Below are 19721 nucleotides of genomic sequence, written 5' to 3'. Positions count from 1 at the left end.
CAGTTTCCATGTTGCTTGTTGTCTGATGACGATGAGCGGTCCCTGCCCCTACATTCCCTTCATTTTCATGCCCTTCTTCATGCCCATCGGCTTCGACCCGTGGTCTTTGATGGCTTTATCCTTCACGCCGGTCTGTCGTGGAGCTTCGCTCTGCGGTGTCTCGATCTCATAGGCCACGGTGCCCTTCGGGAAATCGTAAGGACCGGGATCGCGGTAATCGTCGCGCGCGAGCCCCTCCCGCACCTTCATGATGCTGAACATGCCGCCCATCTCGATCGGACCGAACTGACCTGATCCCGTCATCATCGGCAGCGTGTTATCCGGCGCCGGCATCTCCATCTCGCCCATGGCACCGCCGGTGGATCCCATCACCATCGCATCCGGTGCGAGCTTGCCGACGGCCTTCGCCAGATCCTTTTTGGAGACACCGATCAGGTTTCGGACGTCGTGGCCCATCGCATTCATGGTGTGGTGCGACTTGTGGCAGTGGAACGCCCAGTCGCCGGGATTGTCGGCGACAAAATCAAATGCGCGGATCGCGCCCACCGGCACGTCGGCCGTGACTTCCGGCCATTGCCCGCTGTCGGGCACCCAGCCGCCGTCCGTACAACTGACGGCGAACTTGTGGCCGTGCAGATGGATCGGATGATTGGTCATCGTGAGATTGCCGACCCGTATCCGCACGCGATCGCCAAGCCTAACCGGCAACGGATCGATGCCGGGAAAGACGCGGCTATTCCATGCCCACATATTGAAGTCGGTCATCTCGTTGACCTTCGGCAGATAGGTGCCGGGATCGATGAGATAGCTGCTCATGATGAAGACGAAATCGCGATCGACGGGCCGGAAGCTGTTGTCGCGGGGATGCACGACCATCATCCCCATCATGCCCATCGCCATCTGGACCATCTCGTCCGAATGCGGGTGATACATGAAGGTGCCGCTGTGCTTCATCTCGAATTCGTAGACGAAGGTCTTGCCCGGCTTGATATGCGGCTGGCTCAGGCCGCCGACGCCGTCCATGCCGCTCGGCAGGATCACGCCGTGCCAATGCACGGTGGTATGTTCCGGCAGCTTGTTGGTAACGAAGATACGAACCTTGTCGCCTTCGACGGTTTCGATTGTCGGGCCCGGCGACTGGCCGTTGTAGCCCCAGAGATAGGCTTTCATGCCGTCGGCAAATTCGCGTTCGACCGGCTCGGCGACCAGATGGAACTCCTTCCAGTCCCCATTCATCCGCCACGGCAAGGTCCAGCCGTTGAGCGTGACCACCGGATTGTAGTCGGGCCCGCTCGGCGGATGCAGGGGCGGCTGCATCGTTACCTTGTCCATCATCGGCGCTTCGGGAATATTCGCCGCTTGCACGCGGCCGGTGACCGCAGCCGCGCTGGCGAGCGCCGTGGCGGTGCCGAGAAAATTTCGTCGGGACAACATGGTTTTCTCCATTTCAGTGCCCTCCTCCGCTCGACGCCTGAGCGGCCGTCGCGGTTCTTGTTTCGGATGGTTCGCCGCGGCCGCCGCCATTGATCGCAGTCTGCAGCGCGGACTGCGCGAGCCAGAAATTGCGTTTGGCTTCAATGGCCGCGCGCAGCGCCGCGATCCGTTGGCGGGCCTCGGTGAGCAGCGCGAATACATCGACCTGCATGCTGCTGAAGCGCAGTTGCATCTCCTCCGAGATGATCTTGCGCAGCGGCAACACCTCGCGCTGGTAGTGACCGGCGATGTCGTAGGTTGAGCGATAGACCCTGAAAGCATCGCGCGCTTCCGAGCGAACGTTCACGGCCTTCTCGGTCAACAGGTTGAAGGCCTGATTGTAGGTCTCTGACGCCTGCCGGACGCGGACTTCACCACCATCGAAGAGCGGAATCTGAAACTGGATGTCGAAGCCGCGCTCGCGGAACGGAGGCCCCCCGGGTTCGCGCTTCTTGCTGTCAATGCCGGCAACATCGAGCAGCGTGACGAAGCGAGTGGCCTCGGTCAGGTTGAGTGACCGGGCCAGTGCGGCCAGTTCGATACGTGCAACCTGCAGGTCGATGCGGTGTGCCACGGCATCGACCTCGATCCCCGGCAGCGACAGCGGCTGGCGCGGCAACACCGGAAGCTTCTGCGGCAGTCTGATGCTGATGTCGCCGTCCCAGAGACCGAGCAGACGGATCAAGCCCTCGCGCGAACTTGCCGCATCCTGACGCAGCGTCGCCAGATCGGCCGTCGTCTCCGCGTAGAATACCTGCTCGCGGGCCTGATCGAGTTTGTTCAGCGACCCGGTCTCGCCCAGCTTCAGCGCAAGCTGCGCGGTGGACTCGGCCGTCGACTTGGCATCGGTCAGAAGGCCGACAAGCTCGTTGGCGGCCACCGCCCTGTAATAGGCGCGTCGAACATCGGCTGCGAGCCGCAGCGTTTCTTCTGCCGCGCGCAGTTGCGCCCTCTGGAAACGCTGGCGGGCGATTTCCGAGCGGAACGGCAGCGTTGCCAGCGCAAGAATATCGCCGACCACCTGCCGCTCGATTTCCAGCGCGCCGTTGCCGGAAATGCGCGAGATCGAGAATGTCGGATTGGGCGGCAGGCTGTCGCCGACCAGGTCTGTCTCGGCCAGAGCCAGCTCGTTATACGCAGCCTGCAGGCCGCGATTGCCGAGCAGCGCGGTCTGGACCGCGCTGTCGACTGTCAGCGGCCGCCGCAGCAGAGCCTTGACGGTCGCATCGGCACGCTGTGCGTCATCCGGCGTCCGGATCGCCATCACGTCCTTGTTGATGGTCTCGCTTGCGACGCCGGCGACGACACCCATGCCGCCATCAGGCGAGAACGATGCACATCCCGCCAGCAGCAGCATCGACAGGAGTGTGATGCCCGCGACAGGCCTTGAGCCGGGTCGGTGCACTCGCGTGAGCGATTTGTGATCCCTGTTGAACATCGCGTGCTCCTACTGGCCGGACTTCGGCTTGGGAGCGACACGGTCGTTCTGCTCGCGCCATGATGACGGAGCAACCGGCCGAAGGCTGTTGTAAGGAGCCACCGTGGAGCGATAGCCGACACCAGCGACCCTGGCGCCGGGATCTGCCGGATCGGCGCCAGCCAAGGGCATGGTCGTTGGGATGCAGCCACCGAGCGCCATCCCAGCAGCGGTCATCGCCGCGAATATTCCTGATCTGATATCACATAGTTTCCCGGCCACCGAACAAACGGCGGCGAGCTTCGCCCCAAGCTGCGCAAGCATGTTATTTTCCTGACATGACGATGAATCACAGGCGCGCGTGCCCTTAACGGGCGCGATGCCGCGTCGATACGATCAGGTCAGGAAATGGGAGGGCGGTAGAGCCGGGCGGGTGCGCTGTCGGCGACCGCGCGATAGCCTTCGGCGACACGGAGCGCCGTCGGCACCGCAGGGGTCACGATGTCAGTCAGCGTCGCCGGCAGCGCGGAAACGCACATCAGGCCGCAGCAAGGACCGCTCGGTGAGTGCGGGACCTTGTGCGGGCCGGATGTATCGTCGATCGCGATCGATGCGTGATCGATAGCGGCGTGTGCGGCTGATGCGTGCGCGACGGAATGATCATGCGCGTGACCGTCGCCATGCATGTGCGCAGACGTGCTGCTGTTAACATGCACCATGCCGGTCATATGGCTTTCGCCGGTCAGGCACGGCGCAACCGGGTACTGTCCCGGCAATGCAAAGGAGATCGTCGGCGCGAGCACGCACAACAGATAGACCAGGGCGACGAACCACCCTGCTCTCAGCCTATTCACTCTGGTCAGACGAACCAGCATCCGGACGCGATATCTTCCTATCAACCCATCAATGCACGGACCATAGACGCGAATCCGCCACTCGCCAATGTCGAACTCGACTCAGGACGGAGATGTGATCCGTGCCAGATGCCGCGTCACCGCATTGATGAACCCCTCGCGGGCGTCGGAATGGCGCTGCCCACGCGGCTCCAGCACATTGCGCAGCAGGAAGCGGCCGGTCAGATCGAAACCGTCCTGCAGATCGCGATCGGACCAGCTGTTCTGGCCGTCCTCACTGTCGCGCAGGAATGGCGGCAACCGCATCAAGCGGTCGCGCCACGGCTCGCCGGCCTGCCGTGACACTGCGCCACCGGATTTAGGTGACACGTAGATCAGGTCCGTGGTGGCGCCGGTCGCCGCGCAGTTTTCCAGATCGAGGCCGAAGCCGAGTTCGGTGAGCATCGCCAGTTCGAACCTGATCATATGGATGGCGGCCTCGCTCACGCCATCGAAATCATCCAGAATGCGCTCCAGCATCTCGTAGATGTCCTCATGCGGATCGCGCTCCGGCAGCAACCGCGCCAGCGAGGCGAGATGGGTGATGCCATAGACCGCATGGGACGAGCCCAGCAGCGTCGCGGCGCGCATCAGCGTGCCTTCCATCAGGTAATAGCCGAGCTGCTCATCCAGCCGCGCCCGCCATATCGCCTGCACGCTATTGCCGGGCTGCAGCAGCGGCCGCATCTTTGACCCCGCACCACCGCGCACCAGGCCGAGATGGCGGCCATGGCTGCGCGTCAGCAGTTCGACGATGGCGCTGGATTCGCCATGTCGTCGCACACCGAGAATGATGCCTTCGTCCGTCCATTCCATGACGGGATTATACAGGAAAACGCGAAAGATAGGATGGGGTGAGCGCAGCGAAACCCATCGCTTTCTTCGTGCAGTTGGTGGGTTTCGCTCCGGCGCAAGATGCGCCTGCGCTCACCCCATCCTACGAGCATGCGTAACGCTCTCGGTCGTCATGGCCGGACTTGTTTCTGCGTTAACGGCATGACGGTGCGCAGCGTAGGATGGGTAGAGCGCAGCGAAACCCATCGCTTTCGTGCGCGTGAATGATGGGTTTCGCTCCGGCGCAAGCGCGCCTGCACTCTACCCATCCTACGGCCTCATCGGATTCAACTGTCAAACAGCCACTGCTTCAGACAACACGTGCCCTTCAGACATGCGTGATCGCCCCTGTTGTTTGCGGCGCGGGGGCGCCGTCGTCTCTTGCATTCCCGCCCCCTTGTGAGAGGGCGTGCGGAACGCCGGGTGCCCGATGCACCCCTGGGCCTGATGCCGATGCGGTCTTCCGCAAGGGTATGCATCAGGACTTTCGGAAAGCACGGGCCAGTGCCCGACGTTCCGCCTGCGGTGTTTTGTCGGCTTGCTGAATGCTTGCCCAGGCGACCGATCAAGGTCACCCTTGTTTGGCCCTGCGCGACAGGGCCGGGGGAGCGCAGCTACTGGGCCGGACGCGTTTCGAATCTGGTCGTCCGTCACTTGATCTGCGGGCTCGTTCCATCCGCCAGCAAACCGTCCCGCCTGTCCCAGTGGTATCCTGACCACAGGCGATGCGGCCTGCCCGCAGACAGCCGTTACCCACACATCCCGTGACGCCGCATCTCCGGCGTCCACCGCCTCCCGCCCCGCAATCGTGACGATCGCGATCGCCCCTCTCGGTGGGGCAGGACGAGAGGGAAAATAATCAAGATGGGGATGTTGTCAATACATATAGGAAAAAATGTTTGAAATGTAATCGAAGGCCAAGCAAGCTGCGCGATCATCTTGCGAGACGCCTGTGGTCGCCTATGCCTTGAACCAGTCCTGCGCGTCTCCGGTGAAGGCGCAATATAGTCCGAGCCCGGTCAGGATGCAGGACACGATCTCGATCGCGCTGTCGAACTGCAGCCCGTAGACGCCGAGCACCTGGAACAGCGACAGTACCGAGAAGGCCAGCGACACGGTCAGCACCCAGCGCGGCCAGCTCTTGCGGCGATAGGCTGCGAACCAGACCAGCCAGACGAAGAACAACAACATGCCGGCGGCGACGAGGTTCGCCGCCATGATGGTGCTGTCGGACATTGTGAGGTCCGGCGTGCGATCCTGGAACGCGATCGACAGCGCGTCGAGGATCAGCGACGTGTAGAGCAGCACTTCGAAATAGAAGACGTTCTTCGGAAGGTCGGCGGGAGCGGTCATCGTGTCGGCTGCACTTCCATCATCGCTCCTCGACTACTCGTGAGGAAATTCGAGGCCCATTTCGCGATAACGATTGGGATCGTCGCCCCAGTTCTCGCGCACCTTCACGAACAGGAACAGATGCACGGGATGCCCGACGATCTCGGTGATTTCCCTGCGCGCATCAGCGCCGATCGATTTGATGGTGGCGCCGCCCTTGCCGAGCACAATCTTGCGCTGGCTGTCGCGCTCGACGAAAATCGTCTGCTCGATGCGCACGGAATGGTCCTTGCGCTCGGTCCAGCTGTCGGTCTCCACCGTCGACTGATACGGCAATTCCTGATGCAACTGGCGGAAGATCTTCTCGCGGGTGATTTCCGCTGCGAGATGCCGCATCGGCGCATCCGACATCTGGTCTTCGGGATAATGATACGGCCCGGCGGGCACGTCGGCCGCGAGCCTGCGGCGCAGGTCATCGACGCCGTCGCCGGTCATCGCCGAGATCATGAAGGTCTCTTCGAACTTCATGCGCTCGTTGGCCATCTGCGCCAGCTTGAGCAGCTTCTCCTTCGAGACGATATCGACCTTGTTGATCACGAGGATCTTCGGGTGATTGACTGATGCAAGCTGGTTGAAGATCGCGTCGGCCTCTTCGTTGATGCCCGCCTTGGCATCGAGCAGCACGCAGACGACGTCGGCATCATGCGCGCCGCTCCACGCCGTCTTGACCATCGCGCGGTCGAGTCGTCGTTTGGGCAGGAAGATGCCGGGCGTATCGACCAGAATGATCTGGGCGTGGTTCTCGATCACGATGCCGCGGATCAGCGCACGGGTGGTCTGCACCTTGCGCGAGACGATGGTGACCTTGGAGCCGACCAGCGCATTGACCAGCGTCGACTTGCCGACATTGGGCGCGCCGATCAGTGCGACGAAGCCGCAGCGGGTCTCGGCAGGTGTTCCTTCGGACTCATGGTCTGGTTCAGCATCGTTCACGACATCATCCTTCATTGCCGCCACTGCTGACGCCTTCACGCGCAATCATCGCCTGCGCCGCGGCTTTCTCGGCGGCGCGCTTGCTGCCGCCCTCGCCCTCGGCAGGCGCAAAACCCTTCACATCCACCTCGATCCTGAAATGCGGATCGTGGTGCGGACCGGAGCGTTCGACCTCGCGATAGGCAGGTGTCGGCAGGCCACGGCCCTGGGCCCATTCCTGCAGCACCGTCTTGGGATCGCGCAGCGGACGCACCGGCTTGCGCATGCGCTCGGTCCAGTTACGCTGCACGAAGCTTTCCGCGGCCGGATAGCCGCCATCGAGAAAGATCGCGCCGATCACGGCTTCGCAGATATCGCCGAGCACAGACTTGCGCAACCGCTGACCGGCACCCGCGCCGACCGTGCCAAGCTTGATGCCCTCGAGAAGGCCAAGCAACCGCGCCACATCGGCGCACGCTTCCTTGCGCACGAGGTCGGCAAGCCGCTTCGACAACTCGCCTTCATCCGCATTCGGGAAGGCGCGAAACAGCATGTCGGAGACCACGAGCCCGAGCACGTGGTCGCCGAGAAATTCGAGGCGCTGATAGCTCTCGGTCCGGCTGCGTTGCGACTTCAGGGCCGACACATGGGTGAAGGCTGTCGCCAGCAGCAGGGGATCCTTGAAGCTGTGGCCGATACGCGTTTCGATCTCGGCTGCGGCGACCTTCGCCGCTGCGCGTGCCTTCTTCTTCCGGGCAGCAGCCGTCTCCGGCGCAGCCTCGGTCGTCGAGCTAGGTTCGTCGGTCTTCGGCGCGGTCTCGATGGGATTTCTGGAGTCGTCGGTCATCGCACGATAGAAAAAATTCGATTCCAGCGTACGGCGGTCGGCCAGCGCCAGATCTGCCATGCGTGTTCGCCCTCGGCGATCGAGAAGAAGATCATTTGCGCGCGACCGACGAGATTCTCGAACGGCACATAGCCGACGGCCGACAGCACGCGGCTGTCCGTCGAATTGTCGCGGTTGTCGCCCATCATGAAGAAATTACCGGGCGGCACGGTGTAGACATTGGTGTTGTCGTAGAATCCATTGTCGACGCAATCGAGCGTCTCATAGGTGACGCCGTTCGGCAGCGTTTCCTTCCAGCGTTTCACCCGCGCCGTGGCGTCGGAGCCGCACGGATCCTCGCCGACGAAATCGCTCATGCGTTCGCGCTGCACCGGCTTCTCGTTGATGTAGAGGAGCCCCTCTTTCATCTGGACACGGTCGCCGGGCAGCCCGATCACGCGCTTGATGTAGTCGGTGGAGTCGTCCTTCGGCAGACGGAATACCACGACGTCACCGCGCGACGGCTCGGAACCCAAGATGCGGCCGGAGAAGATATTCGGCGAGAGCGGGATCGAATAGTGGCTGTAGCCGTAGGAATATTTCGAGACGAACAGGTAATCGCCGACCAGAAGCGTGGCCTTCATGGAGCCAGACGGGATGTTGAAGGGCTGGAACAGGAAGGTCCGGATCACCAGCGCGATCAGCAATGCGTTGATGACAACACGGATAGTCTCGCCGACGCCGCTTTCAGTCTTAGTCCCGGATGTCACGCTCATCGCTTTCCCGATTCCCGCAGCGTCACCGCGCGGCTGGTAGCGCATTTCGGAACCGCGCGGCGTCACGCCCGGCGCTCAAAATGCATTGAATTCATACAGTTACGGCAAGGTCTTGCAAAAGCCTCGAGCGGCATCAACGAGAATTGGCGTCTGTTCGGTGTCGTCGCTGGTTTAAACGGTTGTTGGTAACGGTGCAATGAACCGCCCCGAAAAGCCGCCATGTCCCGTCGGTCCGGCGTGCCGGTCGGTCGTCTCGCCGCTCCGGCGGCCTCTCGGCCTGCCATCAGGACTTGGCCCAACACTTGGCTCAGGATTTGGGCGAAGGGACGGCCGAAATTATGACGAAAGCCTGCGCCAGCGGCCAATCGTCCGTGATCGACAGGTCGATCTGGGCCTCGTGGCCGGGCGGTATCAGGGCCTGCAGACGGGCCAGCGCCCCGCCGGTGAGCTTCATGGAGGGCTTCCCCCCGGGCAAATTGACGACGCCCATATCCCGCCACCAGACCCCCTGCCGGATGCCGGTGCCAAGGGCCTTGGACATGGCCTCCTTGGCGGCAAAACGCTTGGCATAGGTCGCGACCACCATCTTCTCGCTCTTGGCGCGGCGCTGCGCCCTCGCCCGCTCGGCTTCGGTGAAGATGCGATCGAGGAAGCGATCGCCGTGGCGTTCGATCACCTTGGCGACGCGCGTGATATCGATCAGGTCGGAGCCGATGCCGATGATCATGAGGCGCTCTTGGATTGCATCCGCCCGCGATCCATCGCCGCGCGCATCAGACGCACGGTATCGGACAGACCGATAAACAGTGCCTCGCCGATCATATAGTAGCCGATGTTCAGCTCCATGATTTCGGGCAGCGCCGAGATCGCCTCCGCGGTGGCATAGTCGAGCCCGTGTCCTGCATGCACTTCGAGCCCCGCGGACTTCGCCAGCTTCGCGCCGGCAACAATGCGCTGCCACTCGTGGGTGGCCTTGGCCGTATCGCCATCGGTGATGGCATCGCACCAGGCACCCGTGTGCAATTCGATAACCGGCGCCTTGAGCTGCGCCGCCATCTCGATCTGCTTCGGGTCCGCCGCGATGAACAGCGACACCCGCACGCCGGCTTCTGTGAAGCGCGCAATCGATGGCTCCAGCGATTCCCGCTGGCCGACCACATCGAGCCCGCCTTCGGTGGTCAGTTCTTCGCGCCGCTCCGGCACCAGACAGACCGCATGGGGCTTCACCGACAATGCAATCCGCACCATGTCCGGCGTCGCCGCCATCTCGAAATTCAGCGGCTTGGAGATCTCCGCCCTCAACCGCTCCATGTCGGCGTCGCGGATATGGCGACGATCCTCACGCAGATGCGCCGTGATGCCATCGGCCCCTGCGGAAATGGCTTCCAGCGCCGCGCGGACGGGATCGGGATGCTTGCCGCCCCGCGCATTGCGCAAGGTCGCGACGTGATCGATGTTGACGCCGAGGCGCAGCGAGGAAGAGGACATGACGGAATTCCAGAAGACCTAGGGTGAGACGCTAACCATTGACCCGTTCGACCTTCGCCACAACGGCCTTGGCGCGCAACTGGTTGATGATCGCGCTGAGATGCTTGAGGTCGTAGACACCGAGATCGATGGTTTGTTCGGTGAAATCGGGCGAGCGGCGGTGCATGCTGATATTGTCGATATTGCCGTCATGGTCGGCGATCACCTGTGCGATCTGCGCCAGACTGCCGGGCTCGTTGACATTTTGCAGGAACAATCGCGCCGGAAAACGCTGCGGCGAGGATTCATCGATATCCCAGCGCACATCGACCCAGCGCTCCGGCTCTTCCTCGAAGTCTTTCAAGGCCGGTGACTGGATCGGATAGATCGTGATGCCTTCGCCCGGCGTGACGATGCCGACGATGCGGTCGCCCGGTACGGCGCCACCGTTCGGCGCGAACTTCACCGGCAGGTCGGAATTGACGCCGCCGATCGAGATGATCGAGGTGAAGCGCGCCGCGCCATCGGGCGTCCTCACCTTGTCCGCCGTGGACTTCTTGTTGTTGGCCGAGAAGCGGCCGATGCGCTCTTCCTTGTAGTCGGGATACATCGCACGCGCGACGTCGGCGGCGCGGAGCTCACCGCGCCCCACCGAGGCCATCACGTCATCGATGGATGTGCGCGCCAGACGCGGCAGCGCGCCCTTCAGCTGGTCGTCCGAATATTCCATCTTGGCGCGCACGAACAGGCGCTCGACGATACGCCGGCCAAGGCTGGCATATTGATCACGCACCGCCGTTCGCGTGGCGCGGCGGATCGCGGCGCGCGCCTTGCCGGTGACCGCAAGACCTTCCCATGCAGACGGCGGCGCCTGCTGTGCGGCCGAGGTCAGCACTTCGACCTCGTCGCCGTTCTGCAGTTCGGACGACAACGGCGCGAATTTACCGTTGATCTTGCAACCCACCGCGCTGTTGCCGACGTCGGTATGCACGGCATAGGCGAAGTCGACCACATTGGCATTGCGCGGCAGCGCGATCAGCTTGCCCTTCGGGGTGAAGCAGAACACCTGATCGTGGAACAGTTCGAGCTTGGTGTGCTCGAGGAATTCTTCCGGATTGGTGCTTTCCGAGAGAATGCCGATGGTGTGGCGCAGCCACGAAAACGCGTTGGATTCGCGCTTGAGCATCTCGGTCGGCGAGCCGATCCCGTCCTTGTAGAAGGCATGCGCCGCGATGCCGTATTCGGCGATGCTGTTCATGTCCTCGGTGCGGATCTGCAGTTCGACGCGCTGGTTGCCGGGGCCGATCACGGTGGTGTGGATCGAGCGATAATCATTCTGCTTCGGCGTCGAGATGTAGTCCTTGAAGCGGCCTGGCACCACGGGCCAGGTGGTATGCACCACCCCGAGTGCGCGGTAACACGCCTCCATGTCCTTCAGCACGACGCGGAAGCCGTAGATGTCCGACAACTGCTCGAAGCCCACCGACTTGCGCTTCATCTTGGTCCAGATCGAAAACGGCTTCTTGCGCCGGCCGGTGACCCGCGCCGTGATGCCGTTCTTCTCCAGCTTCGTGGAGAGATGGCTTTCGATCATGTCGATGAGGTTCTGATTGCGCTCGGTCAACGAGTCCAGGCGCTGCATCACCACCAGATAGGCGTCGGGATCGAGCACCTTGAACGACAGTTCCTCGAGCTCCTCGCGCATCGCCTGCATACCCATGCGGCCGGCGAGCGGCGCATAGATGTCGAGGGTTTCCTCGGCGATGCGGCGGCGCGAGGCCGGCGGCATGAATTCCATCGTCCGCATATTGTGCAGACGGTCGGCAAGCTTGATCAACAGGACGCGGACGTCGTCGGCGATCGCCAGCAGCAGCTTGCGCAGGTTCTCGGCCTGCTTGGCCTCGCGCGACACCAGTTCGAGCCGCTTCAGCTTGGTCAGCCCCTCGACCAGGGCGCCGATCTCGGCGCCGAACAGCTTGTCGATTTCAGTCCGGGTCGCCTCGGTGTCCTCGATCGTGTCGTGCAGCAACGCCGCCACGATGGTGGCGTCGTCGAGCTTGAGGTCGGTGAGGATCGCCGCCACTTCCAGCGGATGGGAGAAATACGGGTCGCCCGAGGCCCGCGTCTGCTCGCCATGGGCCACCATGGCATAGACATAGGCGCGGTTGAGCAGGTCCTCGTCGGTATTCGGGTTATAGGCCCGGACGCGGTCCACCAGATCATATTGCCGCATCATCCGGACACGGGACGTGCGCGGCACCTTGGCCGGAATTGGCGTCTCTGCGGACTGGGCTTCAGGCGAAACTGGCGAGACCGCGGCGACCGTGTCGTTCGCAGCCTGCATCTGCCGTTTATTACGGCGCGAAGTCGCCATCCTAGCCTCGTTCGATCCGGTCAGCAGCGACCTGGATTCTTCATCTCAAGTTTGCCCTGAAATGGACTGCAAAAGCAAAGGCCCGGACGCATGTCCGGGCCTTTGTGATAGCCGATGATCAAAACGGTTAAGCAAATAACCGTGTGTCCCGTTTTACTCGTCTTCCTCGGGCTGCTCTTCCGGCGGAGCCAGGCCTTCGAGGCCCTTGAGCAGCTCTTCTTCGGTCATGCGCTCGACAGCCACTTCGGTATCGTCGGCATCGACGCTGGCGCCGGCAGAGCCGATCAGCGGAATCGTATCCGGCTCGGGCTCATCGACTTCGACGAACTTCTGCAGCGAATGGACCAGTTCTTCGCGGAGATCTTCCGGGGAGATGGTCTGATCGGCGATTTCGCGCAGCGAAACAACGGGATTCTTGTCGTTGTCGCGATCAATCGTAAGTTGTGAACCGGACGAAATCATTCGCGCCCGGTGTGCTGCCAGCAACACCAGGTCGAACCGGTTGTCGACCTTATCGATGCAATCTTCGACGGTTACGCGCGCCATAAAATGTCGCTCCGTTTGTTGTGGGACCGAATAATGATGATTAAGTGCCGTAGGTATAGGGGCTTTGCGGCATCCGCAAGGACCAATTTGGAATTGGCCCTTCTTGGCTTGGTTTTCTGCCTCACTATGGTACCCTCAAAAAGCCGCAGAAGCGGCGGCATCCATCGGGCCAGAAGCAAATATCTCGACACCAAAAGGCTTCATTGCAAGGGCAGATGGATCGGCATATTCGGGCAGTTCCAGACCAGCTGATTGCGTGGCGTCAATAAGCTCGATCCGACGCAGAGCGGACGACAAATGTGATTCAAATGCGCAACGACGAAGTCGCGCCAAAAACGCTAACAACAACAAACCACATGAGAAAACTTGATGTCCCTCACGTCTAACAAGATCGCTCTCTTCATTGACGGCGCCAACCTGTATGCGACCGCCAAGACGCTTGGCTTCGACATCGACTACAAGCGCCTCCTCAAGGAATTTCAGAGCCGCGGCACCCTTGTCCGGGCCTTCTATTACACCGCCATCATCGAAGATCAGGAATACTCGTCGATTCGCCCGCTGATCGATTGGCTCGACTACAACGGGTATACGGTGGTGACCAAAGCCACGAAGGAATTCATCGATGCGTCGGGCCGACGCAAGGTGAAGGGCAATATGGACATCGAGCTGGCTGTCGATGCCATGGAACTGGCCGAACATGTCGACCAGATCGTGCTGTTCTCGGGCGACGGCGACTTCCGCTCCCTGGTCGAGGCCGTGCAGCGCCGCGGCGTCCGCGTGACTGTCGTATCCACGATTTCGAGCCAGCCGCCCATGATCGCCGACGAGTTGCGCCGGCAGGCAGACGTGTTTACCGATCTCATGGAGCTGCAGAGCAAGCTTGGCCGCGATCCGGCAGAGCGCCCTGCTCCGCGCGAACCGCGTCACCAGACGCCGCAATTCCTGCAGCGCGCGACCACCATGGCGCCACGAGGCGATGAAGATTTCGAAGACTAAGACGCAACTCAGCCGACAACAGCCGGCGGTGGTCGCAACCACGATTTCCGCTGGTACTTCCACCGATCCCGGGCGCGATTGTCCACTGTGCCCCCGCCTCGTCGAGTATCGGCTAGAGGTGCGCGCGCGCGACCCTGACGGCTACAACGGACCCGTGCCGTCGTTCGGCACATCCGATGCAGCCCTCCTGATCGTGGGCCTCGCCCCCGGCGTGCAGGGCGCCAACCGCACCGGGCGCCCCTTTACCGGCGACTATGCCGGCGACCTCCTCTACGAGACCCTGCTCGATTTCGGATTTGCCTCGGGCACCTATGAAGCCCGCCCCGACGACGGGCTGACGCTGCAGGATTGCCGGATCACCAATGCGGTGCGCTGCGTGCCACCGCAGAACAAGCCGTTGCCCGTCGAGATCACGACATGCCGGCCGTTCCTGATCGCGACCATGGACACGATGCCACGATTGCGGGCCATCGTCCTCCTCGGCCGCGTCGCCCATGACACGATGCTGAGGACGCTTGGCATTCGCGCCGTGACAGCGCCTTTTGCGCACGGCGCCGTCCATGATGTCGGCCGCTTCAAGCTCTACGATAGCTATCACTGCTCACGCTACAACACGAACACGCGCGTGCTGACACCCGAGATGTTCCGGGCGGTGTTCGCGCGGGTGAAGGCGGATCTGGCGCAGGCTTAGACCGGGTTGGCCTTCAGCCACTCCAGCACGTCGCCTGCGTTCCGGTCCGGTGGAAACACCGGATAGAACACATGGGTGATCTTGCCGTCGTCGATGATCATGGCCATGCGCTTGATCATCGTGAGATCGGCGACCACCATGGTCGGCAGCCTGAGCGCATCGCTCAGTTCAAGCTGCTCGTCCGAGAGCACCGGAAACGGCAGATGCAGCCGCCCGGCCATTTCCGTTTGATATTCGTTGCTCTGTGTCGACAGGCCGAACACATGCTTTGCGCCTGCAGCCTTCAACTCCGCAAACAGATCGCGGAACGAACAGGTCTGCGGCGTACAGCCGCGCGCGCCGGGGATCATGTCCCAGTCGTCCACGAGAGCAATCTTGCCGGGCTCGCCCGTGCGCGGATAGCCGAACACCACGGTGCGGCCCTTGAGTTCGGACAGTATCACCGCTGTGTCGTTGGTGGCACGCAGGCTGACCGGCGGGATCGTCATACCGATCAGATGATTGGCGGCGCCATCGTCTTCCGGTGCCGGGATCTTGCTCCAGTCGACTTCGAGCAGGTTACCTTGCGTCATCTCATCCTCTTGTCTGCGGGGATGGGCGACGCCCAGCCTCAGCCTCTCGCGCGGAGCAGACGGCCCTTCTCGCGGCCCCAGTCGCGGTCCTTCTCGCTCGCACGCTTGTCGTGGAGCTGCTTGCCCTTGGCCAGCGCCAGCTGCAGCTTAACCCGGCCGCGTTCGTTGAAGTACATCTTCAACGGCACAAGGGTCATGCCCTGGCGTTCTACCGCACCCATCAGCTTGTTGATCTGCTTGCGATGCAGCAGCAGCTTGCGCGGTCGCTTCGGCTCGTGATTGAAGCGATTGGCCTGCAGATATTCAGGGATGTTGCAGTTGATCAGCCAGATCTCGCCGTCCTTTGGATCGGCATAGGATTCCGCAATCGTGCTTTTGCCATTGCGGATCGACTTCACCTCGGTACCGGTCAAGGCGATGCCCGCCTCGACCGTGTCCTCGACGGCGTAGTTGAACCGCGCCTTGCGGTTTTCTGCGATCACCTTGATCGGGCGTTCGTTCTTCTCGGCCATCGTCCAATACTTTCAGCGTACCTGACCGAATATAAGTACCGCAAACGCCCGGCCCAAGCTCTGGGCTCAGGCCTTCTTGAGCAGATCGCGGATCTCGGTCAGCAATTCTTCTTGGCGGGTCGGCTTCGGCGGTTCAGCCGGCTTGGCGGCATCGTTGCGCTTCAGCTGGTTCATGAAGCGGATGACGATGAACAGGACGAAGGCGACGATAATGAAGTTCAGCGTGAGGGTCAGGAAGTTGCCCCAGGCGAGCACGGCGCCCTGCTTCTTGGCATCGGCCAGATTGGTTGCCGTGACGGTTTTGGAAAGACCCGTGAAGTAATTCGAGAAATCGAGACCGCCGGTGATGGCGCCGATGACCGGCATGATGATGTCGGCGACCATCGACGAGACGATGGCACCGAAGGCTGCGCCGATGATCACGCCGACGGCGAGATCGACCACGTTGCCCTTCATTGCAAAATCGCGAAATTCCTTCAACATCTGCAGTTCCTCTTGTTTTCAACGAACGACGGGGACGCACTTACAAATAAGGAACGATGACGCAGCCAAAGTCACTCGATATCTGACTGATGCAGATGCCTAGTTGATGAGGCCGGCAAAGACCATGGCGTCGCGGATCACCTTGCCGGTCGGCGGCGTCACCGTCAGCAGCGGCAGACGCACCTCCTCCGTGATGCGGCCCAGCAACCCGAGCCCATGCTTGGCGCCGGCAAGACCAGGCTCCTTGAAGATCGTGTCATGCAGCGGCGTCAGGCGATCCTGGATCTTGAGCGCCCCCGCATAGTCGCCCTTGAGCACCAACGACATCAGTTCGGCGCACAGCTTCGGCGCAACATTCGCCGTCACTGAAATGCAGCCATGGCCACCCGCCGCCATATAGGCCAGCGCGGTCATGTCTTCGCCGGACATCTGGATGAAATCCGGTCCCATGGCGTGACGCTGCTTGGACACGCGCGCGAGATCGGCAGTGGCATCCTTCACGCCGGCGATGTTCTTCAGCTCATACAGGCGCGCCATTGTGTCGACGGACATATCGACGACCGACCGCGGCGGAATATTGTAGATGATGATCGGAATGCCGATCGCATCGTTCACCGCCTTGAAGTGCTGATACATGCCCTCTTGCGTGGGCTTGTTGTAATACGGCGTCACGACCAGCACGGCATCAGCGCCGGCCTTCTCGGCGTGCTTTGCCAGTGCCACCGCTTCCTTGGTGGAGTTCGACCCGGCGCCGGCGATCACCGGCACGCGGCCCTTGGCTTCGTCGATGCACCATTCGACGACCTTGTAATGCTCTTCGTGGCTCAGCGTCGGGCTCTCGCCCGTGGTGCCGACCGGAACAAGACCGTTGCTGCCTTCCGCGATCTGCCAGCTGACGAGCGCGCGAAAGCCTGCCTCGTCCAGCGCACCGTTTTTGAACGGCGTGACCAGAGCTGTGTAAGACCCCCGGAAATTCGTCTTGGTGGCTGCCATGGTCTGCTCCGAACGCGATGCGGCTTTAGCCGTCTGCTTGAACCGATTGATTGAACTGCAAGTCTTATCGAGTCTGCGGCTGCGGCGAAAGACCGCCGAGGGCGGTTTCAGGTCGGTTTCCGGCCGGTTTCAGCGCGGTTTGCCGGCTATTCAGCCGTGATTTCGCCGCCGTGGTCGGGCAGAGAGGAGCGTGCGGTCACAGAAATTGACGATTTGGTCACCGTTTCAATCAAATACATCATGGGAATGCGTGCGATTGTCTGATTCGCCGCGGGGGAATGCCGTGAAGCACCTGCTCCTCACCACAACTGCGCGGCGGACAGCCTTGCAACGGACAGCCTTGGGCTCCGGTCTGGCGCTGGCGGTCGGGGTATCGGTGCTGGCCGTCGAGGCCTGGGCGGCCACCAAGGTACCATTGCCGAAAGCGCGTCCGATCGCGCGCAGTGCCACACAGGCCCCAACGGCCATAGCTGCCCCCGCGAAGCCGCTGGCGCCGGATGCCGCGAGCCCGGCTCCAGCGATCCAGCCCGCCACCCGCCAGCACGCGGCCATTCCTCCTGTCATCAAGAAGCCGGTCGCCCGTGCCGCCGTCGCTGCGACGACGTCGACCCCGCAGGCGGATGCCGAAACGCTCGAAAACGTCATCGAGCTGATCCGCAAGCGCAAGGGTTCGGAAGCCGCACAGCTGGTGCAGACGATTGGCGATCCGGTGGCGCGCAAGCTCGGCGAATGGATATATCTGCGCAGCGATGACAATGGCGCTTCGGTCGAGCGCTACCGCGCCTTCGTCGCCGCCAATCCGAGCTGGCCGTCGCAGACCTTCCTGCGCCGCCGCATCGAAGCGGCGCTGTGGGACGACAAGCGCGAGGACTCCGCGATCCAGTCCTACTTCGAAAGCGAGAAGCCGATTTCTGCCAAGGGCAAGTTCGCGCTCGCCAAGTCGCTGCTCGCACGCGGCGACCGCGCCGGCGCGGAGCGGCTGATCCGCGACGCATGGCGCAGCGATCCGATATCGAGCGATACCGAGAACCTGGCCATCGACATGTTCGGCCCGCTCATCACGCCCGGCGATCACAAGGCCCGTATGGACATGCTGCTCTATGGCAGCGATTCCGATGCGGCGCTGCGCTCTGCCAAGCGCCTCGGCGGCGCGCAGATGGCCCTGGCCCGGGCGCGCATCGGCGTCACCAGGAAGGCGTCGAATGCCAACGCATTGCTCGCTGCAGTGCCGTCCGAGCTGCATAGCGACCCCGGCTACATCTTCAGCCGTATTCAGCAGCTGCGCCGCGAAGAGAAATTCGGCGAAGCGGCGCGCCTGATGATTGCAGCGCCGCGCGAGCCGCAGCGCCTGCACAATCTCGACGAATGGTGGATCGAGCGACGGCTCACGGCGCGCAAGCTGCTCGACGTCGGCGAACATCGCTCGGCCTATCTCGTGGCCCGCGATGCCGCCCTGCCCGCGCGCGATATCTACAAGACCGAACAGGAATTCACCGCCGGCTGGATCGCGCTGCGCTTCCTGAAAGATCCCGCAACTGCCGCGCAGCATTTCGCGCGGATCGGCGTCGGCAGCGTCAATCCGACAGCCCTCGCCCGCGCCGGCTACTGGCAGGGCCGCGCCGCAGAGGCCGCAGGCCGCAGCCAGGAAGCGCGTGCCGCCTATACGCGCGCGGCAGAGCAATCCACCAGCTATTACGGCCAGCTCGCGCGCGCGAAGCTCGGCCTGCAGCAGCTCGACATCAGCGGCGCGTTGACCGCCCGCGCGCGCGGGCTCGATCGACTGGAAATCGTCCGCGCGGTGCAACTGCTTTATGCGCTCGACGAGCGCGAGATCGCGGTACCGATTTTCGCAGACGTGGGCGAGAACGGCGATCCGGAAGCAGTGCTCGGCCTCAGCGAACTCGCGCAACAGAACAAGGACGCGCGCGGCATGCTGCTGGTCGGCAAGGCGGCGCTCAATCGCGGCCTGCCCTTCGATCACTATGCCTATCCCACCAACGGCATTCCGAGCTATCGCCCGGTCGGCCCCGAAGTCGAAGCTGCCGTCGTTTATGCGATCGCGCGGCAGGAAAGCGCCTTCAATCCGGCCGTCGTGTCGCCGGCCCAGGCCTATGGCCTGATGCAGGTGACGCCGAGCGCGGCGCAATATGTCGCCAAGCGACACGGCGCCACCTATGACCTCGCGCGCCTGAAGAGCGACTCGACCTATAATGCGGCACTCGGCGCAGCGGAACTCGGTGGCCTGCTCGAGGACTATCGCGGCTCCTATATCATGACCTTCGCCGGCTATAACGCCGGACGCGGTAGCGTGCGCAAGTGGATCGAACGCTACGGTGATCCACGTGACCCCAAGGTCGATCCGGTCGACTGGGTCGAGTCGATTCCGTTCTCGGAAACGCGCAACTACGTCCAACGCATCATGGAGAACCTGCAGGTCTATCGCGCCCGCTTCGGCGGCGGCTCGCGGCTGCAGATCGAGGCCGACCTGCATCGCGGCAGCACGAGCGTCGAATAGCACGCGACAACAGCACGAACTCACCACCGTCAGTGCGAGGAGAGCTCGC

The 19721-nt window shown here is 62.5% G+C and carries 21 protein-coding genes; 3 read left to right on the top strand and 18 right to left on the bottom strand.

Going from position 1 to position 19721, the window contains the following annotated elements:
• Nucleotides 1-48: 48 nt before the first annotated feature.
• From AC1RLZ_RS02775 to AC1RLZ_RS02710, 14 genes are all read right to left on the bottom strand, one after another.
• Nucleotides 49-1434, bottom strand: coding sequence for a multicopper oxidase family protein (locus tag AC1RLZ_RS02775; RefSeq protein ID WP_493187364.1), 1386 nt, complete (start codon nucleotides 1432-1434; stop codon nucleotides 49-51).
• 13 nt (nucleotides 1435-1447) lie between these two features.
• Nucleotides 1448-2911, bottom strand: a complete 1464-nt coding sequence (locus AC1RLZ_RS02770) for a TolC family protein (RefSeq protein ID WP_493187363.1) — start codon at nucleotides 2909-2911, stop codon at nucleotides 1448-1450.
• Between the two features lie 9 nt (nucleotides 2912-2920).
• Nucleotides 2921-3127, bottom strand: a complete 207-nt coding sequence (locus AC1RLZ_RS02765; RefSeq protein WP_493187362.1) for a hypothetical protein — start codon at nucleotides 3125-3127, stop codon at nucleotides 2921-2923.
• Nucleotides 3128-3291: 164 nt separating this feature from the next.
• Nucleotides 3292-3765 carry a hypothetical protein gene (locus tag AC1RLZ_RS02760; protein WP_493187361.1) on the bottom strand — a complete coding sequence of 158 codons (474 nt, stop codon included), beginning with the start codon at nucleotides 3763-3765 and terminating at the stop codon, nucleotides 3292-3294.
• An 81-nt stretch (nucleotides 3766-3846) separates the two neighbouring features.
• A complete protein-coding gene (recO, locus tag AC1RLZ_RS02755; protein WP_371424957.1) occupies nucleotides 3847-4599 on the bottom strand; it encodes a DNA repair protein RecO in 753 nt (250 codons plus the stop codon).
• A 978-nt stretch (nucleotides 4600-5577) separates the two neighbouring features.
• Entirely contained in the window at nucleotides 5578-5970 is a 393-nt protein-coding gene (locus AC1RLZ_RS02750) for a hypothetical protein (RefSeq protein WP_371422740.1), read from the bottom strand.
• A 33-nt stretch (nucleotides 5971-6003) separates the two neighbouring features.
• Nucleotides 6004-6957, bottom strand: coding sequence for a GTPase Era (gene era / locus AC1RLZ_RS02745; RefSeq protein ID WP_371422741.1), 954 nt, complete (start codon nucleotides 6955-6957; stop codon nucleotides 6004-6006).
• Nucleotides 6947-7768 carry a ribonuclease III gene (rnc, locus tag AC1RLZ_RS02740; RefSeq protein WP_371422793.1) on the bottom strand — a complete coding sequence of 274 codons (822 nt, stop codon included), beginning with the start codon at nucleotides 7766-7768 and terminating at the stop codon, nucleotides 6947-6949. The genes era and rnc overlap by 11 nt, the downstream gene beginning before the upstream one ends.
• Complete coding sequence (lepB, locus tag AC1RLZ_RS02735; RefSeq protein WP_371422742.1) at nucleotides 7765-8523, bottom strand: signal peptidase I; 759 nt, start codon at nucleotides 8521-8523, stop codon at nucleotides 7765-7767. Before lepB ends, rnc begins: the two co-directional genes overlap by 4 nt.
• Nucleotides 8524-8830: 307 nt before the next feature.
• Entirely contained in the window at nucleotides 8831-9250 is a 420-nt protein-coding gene (acpS, locus tag AC1RLZ_RS02730; protein WP_371422743.1) for a holo-ACP synthase, read from the bottom strand.
• Nucleotides 9247-10011 carry a pyridoxine 5'-phosphate synthase gene (locus AC1RLZ_RS02725; RefSeq protein WP_493187360.1) on the bottom strand — a complete coding sequence of 255 codons (765 nt, stop codon included), beginning with the start codon at nucleotides 10009-10011 and terminating at the stop codon, nucleotides 9247-9249. Before AC1RLZ_RS02725 ends, acpS begins: the two co-directional genes overlap by 4 nt.
• A 31-nt stretch (nucleotides 10012-10042) precedes the next feature.
• Entirely contained in the window at nucleotides 10043-12364 is a 2322-nt protein-coding gene (locus AC1RLZ_RS02720; protein ID WP_493187359.1) for a RelA/SpoT family protein, read from the bottom strand.
• A 153-nt stretch (nucleotides 12365-12517) separates the two neighbouring features.
• Nucleotides 12518-12910 (bottom strand): DNA-directed RNA polymerase subunit omega, encoded by a 393-nt coding sequence (gene rpoZ, locus AC1RLZ_RS02715; RefSeq protein WP_068732476.1) that lies wholly within the window; start codon nucleotides 12908-12910, stop codon nucleotides 12518-12520.
• Nucleotides 12911-13045: 135 nt separating this feature from the next.
• Nucleotides 13046-13207, bottom strand: a complete 162-nt coding sequence (locus tag AC1RLZ_RS02710; RefSeq protein WP_493187358.1) for a hypothetical protein — start codon at nucleotides 13205-13207, stop codon at nucleotides 13046-13048.
• A gap of 72 nt (nucleotides 13208-13279) precedes the next feature.
• Between AC1RLZ_RS02710 and AC1RLZ_RS02705 the strand changes: the two genes are divergently transcribed.
• Nucleotides 13280-13906: a LabA-like NYN domain-containing protein gene (locus tag AC1RLZ_RS02705; RefSeq protein ID WP_068732474.1), complete on the top strand. Its 627-nt coding sequence runs from the start codon at nucleotides 13280-13282 to the stop codon at nucleotides 13904-13906.
• A complete protein-coding gene (locus AC1RLZ_RS02700; RefSeq protein ID WP_493187357.1) occupies nucleotides 13887-14597 on the top strand; it encodes a uracil-DNA glycosylase in 711 nt (236 codons plus the stop codon). The genes AC1RLZ_RS02705 and AC1RLZ_RS02700 overlap by 20 nt, the downstream gene beginning before the upstream one ends.
• Here the strand turns inward: AC1RLZ_RS02700 and AC1RLZ_RS02695 are convergent.
• The 4 genes from AC1RLZ_RS02695 to dapA all read right to left on the bottom strand — a co-directional run bounded on the left by AC1RLZ_RS02695 (nucleotide 14594) and on the right by dapA (nucleotide 17157).
• Nucleotides 14594-15169 carry a peroxiredoxin gene (locus AC1RLZ_RS02695; protein WP_371422748.1) on the bottom strand — a complete coding sequence of 192 codons (576 nt, stop codon included), beginning with the start codon at nucleotides 15167-15169 and terminating at the stop codon, nucleotides 14594-14596. The two genes, AC1RLZ_RS02700 and AC1RLZ_RS02695, sit on opposite strands and share 4 nt — an antisense overlap.
• A gap of 38 nt (nucleotides 15170-15207) precedes the next feature.
• On the bottom strand, nucleotides 15208-15681 hold the full coding sequence (gene smpB / locus AC1RLZ_RS02690) for an SsrA-binding protein SmpB (protein ID WP_068732465.1): 474 nt from the start codon (nucleotides 15679-15681) through the stop codon (nucleotides 15208-15210).
• 66 nt (nucleotides 15682-15747) lie between these two features.
• Nucleotides 15748-16164, bottom strand: a complete 417-nt coding sequence (mscL, locus tag AC1RLZ_RS02685; protein ID WP_371422749.1) for a large conductance mechanosensitive channel protein MscL — start codon at nucleotides 16162-16164, stop codon at nucleotides 15748-15750.
• Nucleotides 16165-16263: 99 nt separating this feature from the next.
• Nucleotides 16264-17157 carry a 4-hydroxy-tetrahydrodipicolinate synthase gene (gene dapA / locus AC1RLZ_RS02680; protein ID WP_493187356.1) on the bottom strand — a complete coding sequence of 298 codons (894 nt, stop codon included), beginning with the start codon at nucleotides 17155-17157 and terminating at the stop codon, nucleotides 16264-16266.
• Nucleotides 17158-17449: 292 nt separating this feature from the next.
• Between dapA and AC1RLZ_RS02675 the strand changes: the two genes are divergently transcribed.
• On the top strand, nucleotides 17450-19672 hold the full coding sequence (locus AC1RLZ_RS02675) for a lytic transglycosylase domain-containing protein (RefSeq protein ID WP_493187526.1): 2223 nt from the start codon (nucleotides 17450-17452) through the stop codon (nucleotides 19670-19672).
• Nucleotides 19673-19721 lie beyond the last annotated feature (49 nt).

Source organism: Tardiphaga sp. GW822-FHT04G09 (assembly GCF_058800725.1).
The sequence above is the reverse complement of the archived record's forward strand: the minus strand, read 5'-3'. Positions and strand labels throughout refer to the sequence as shown.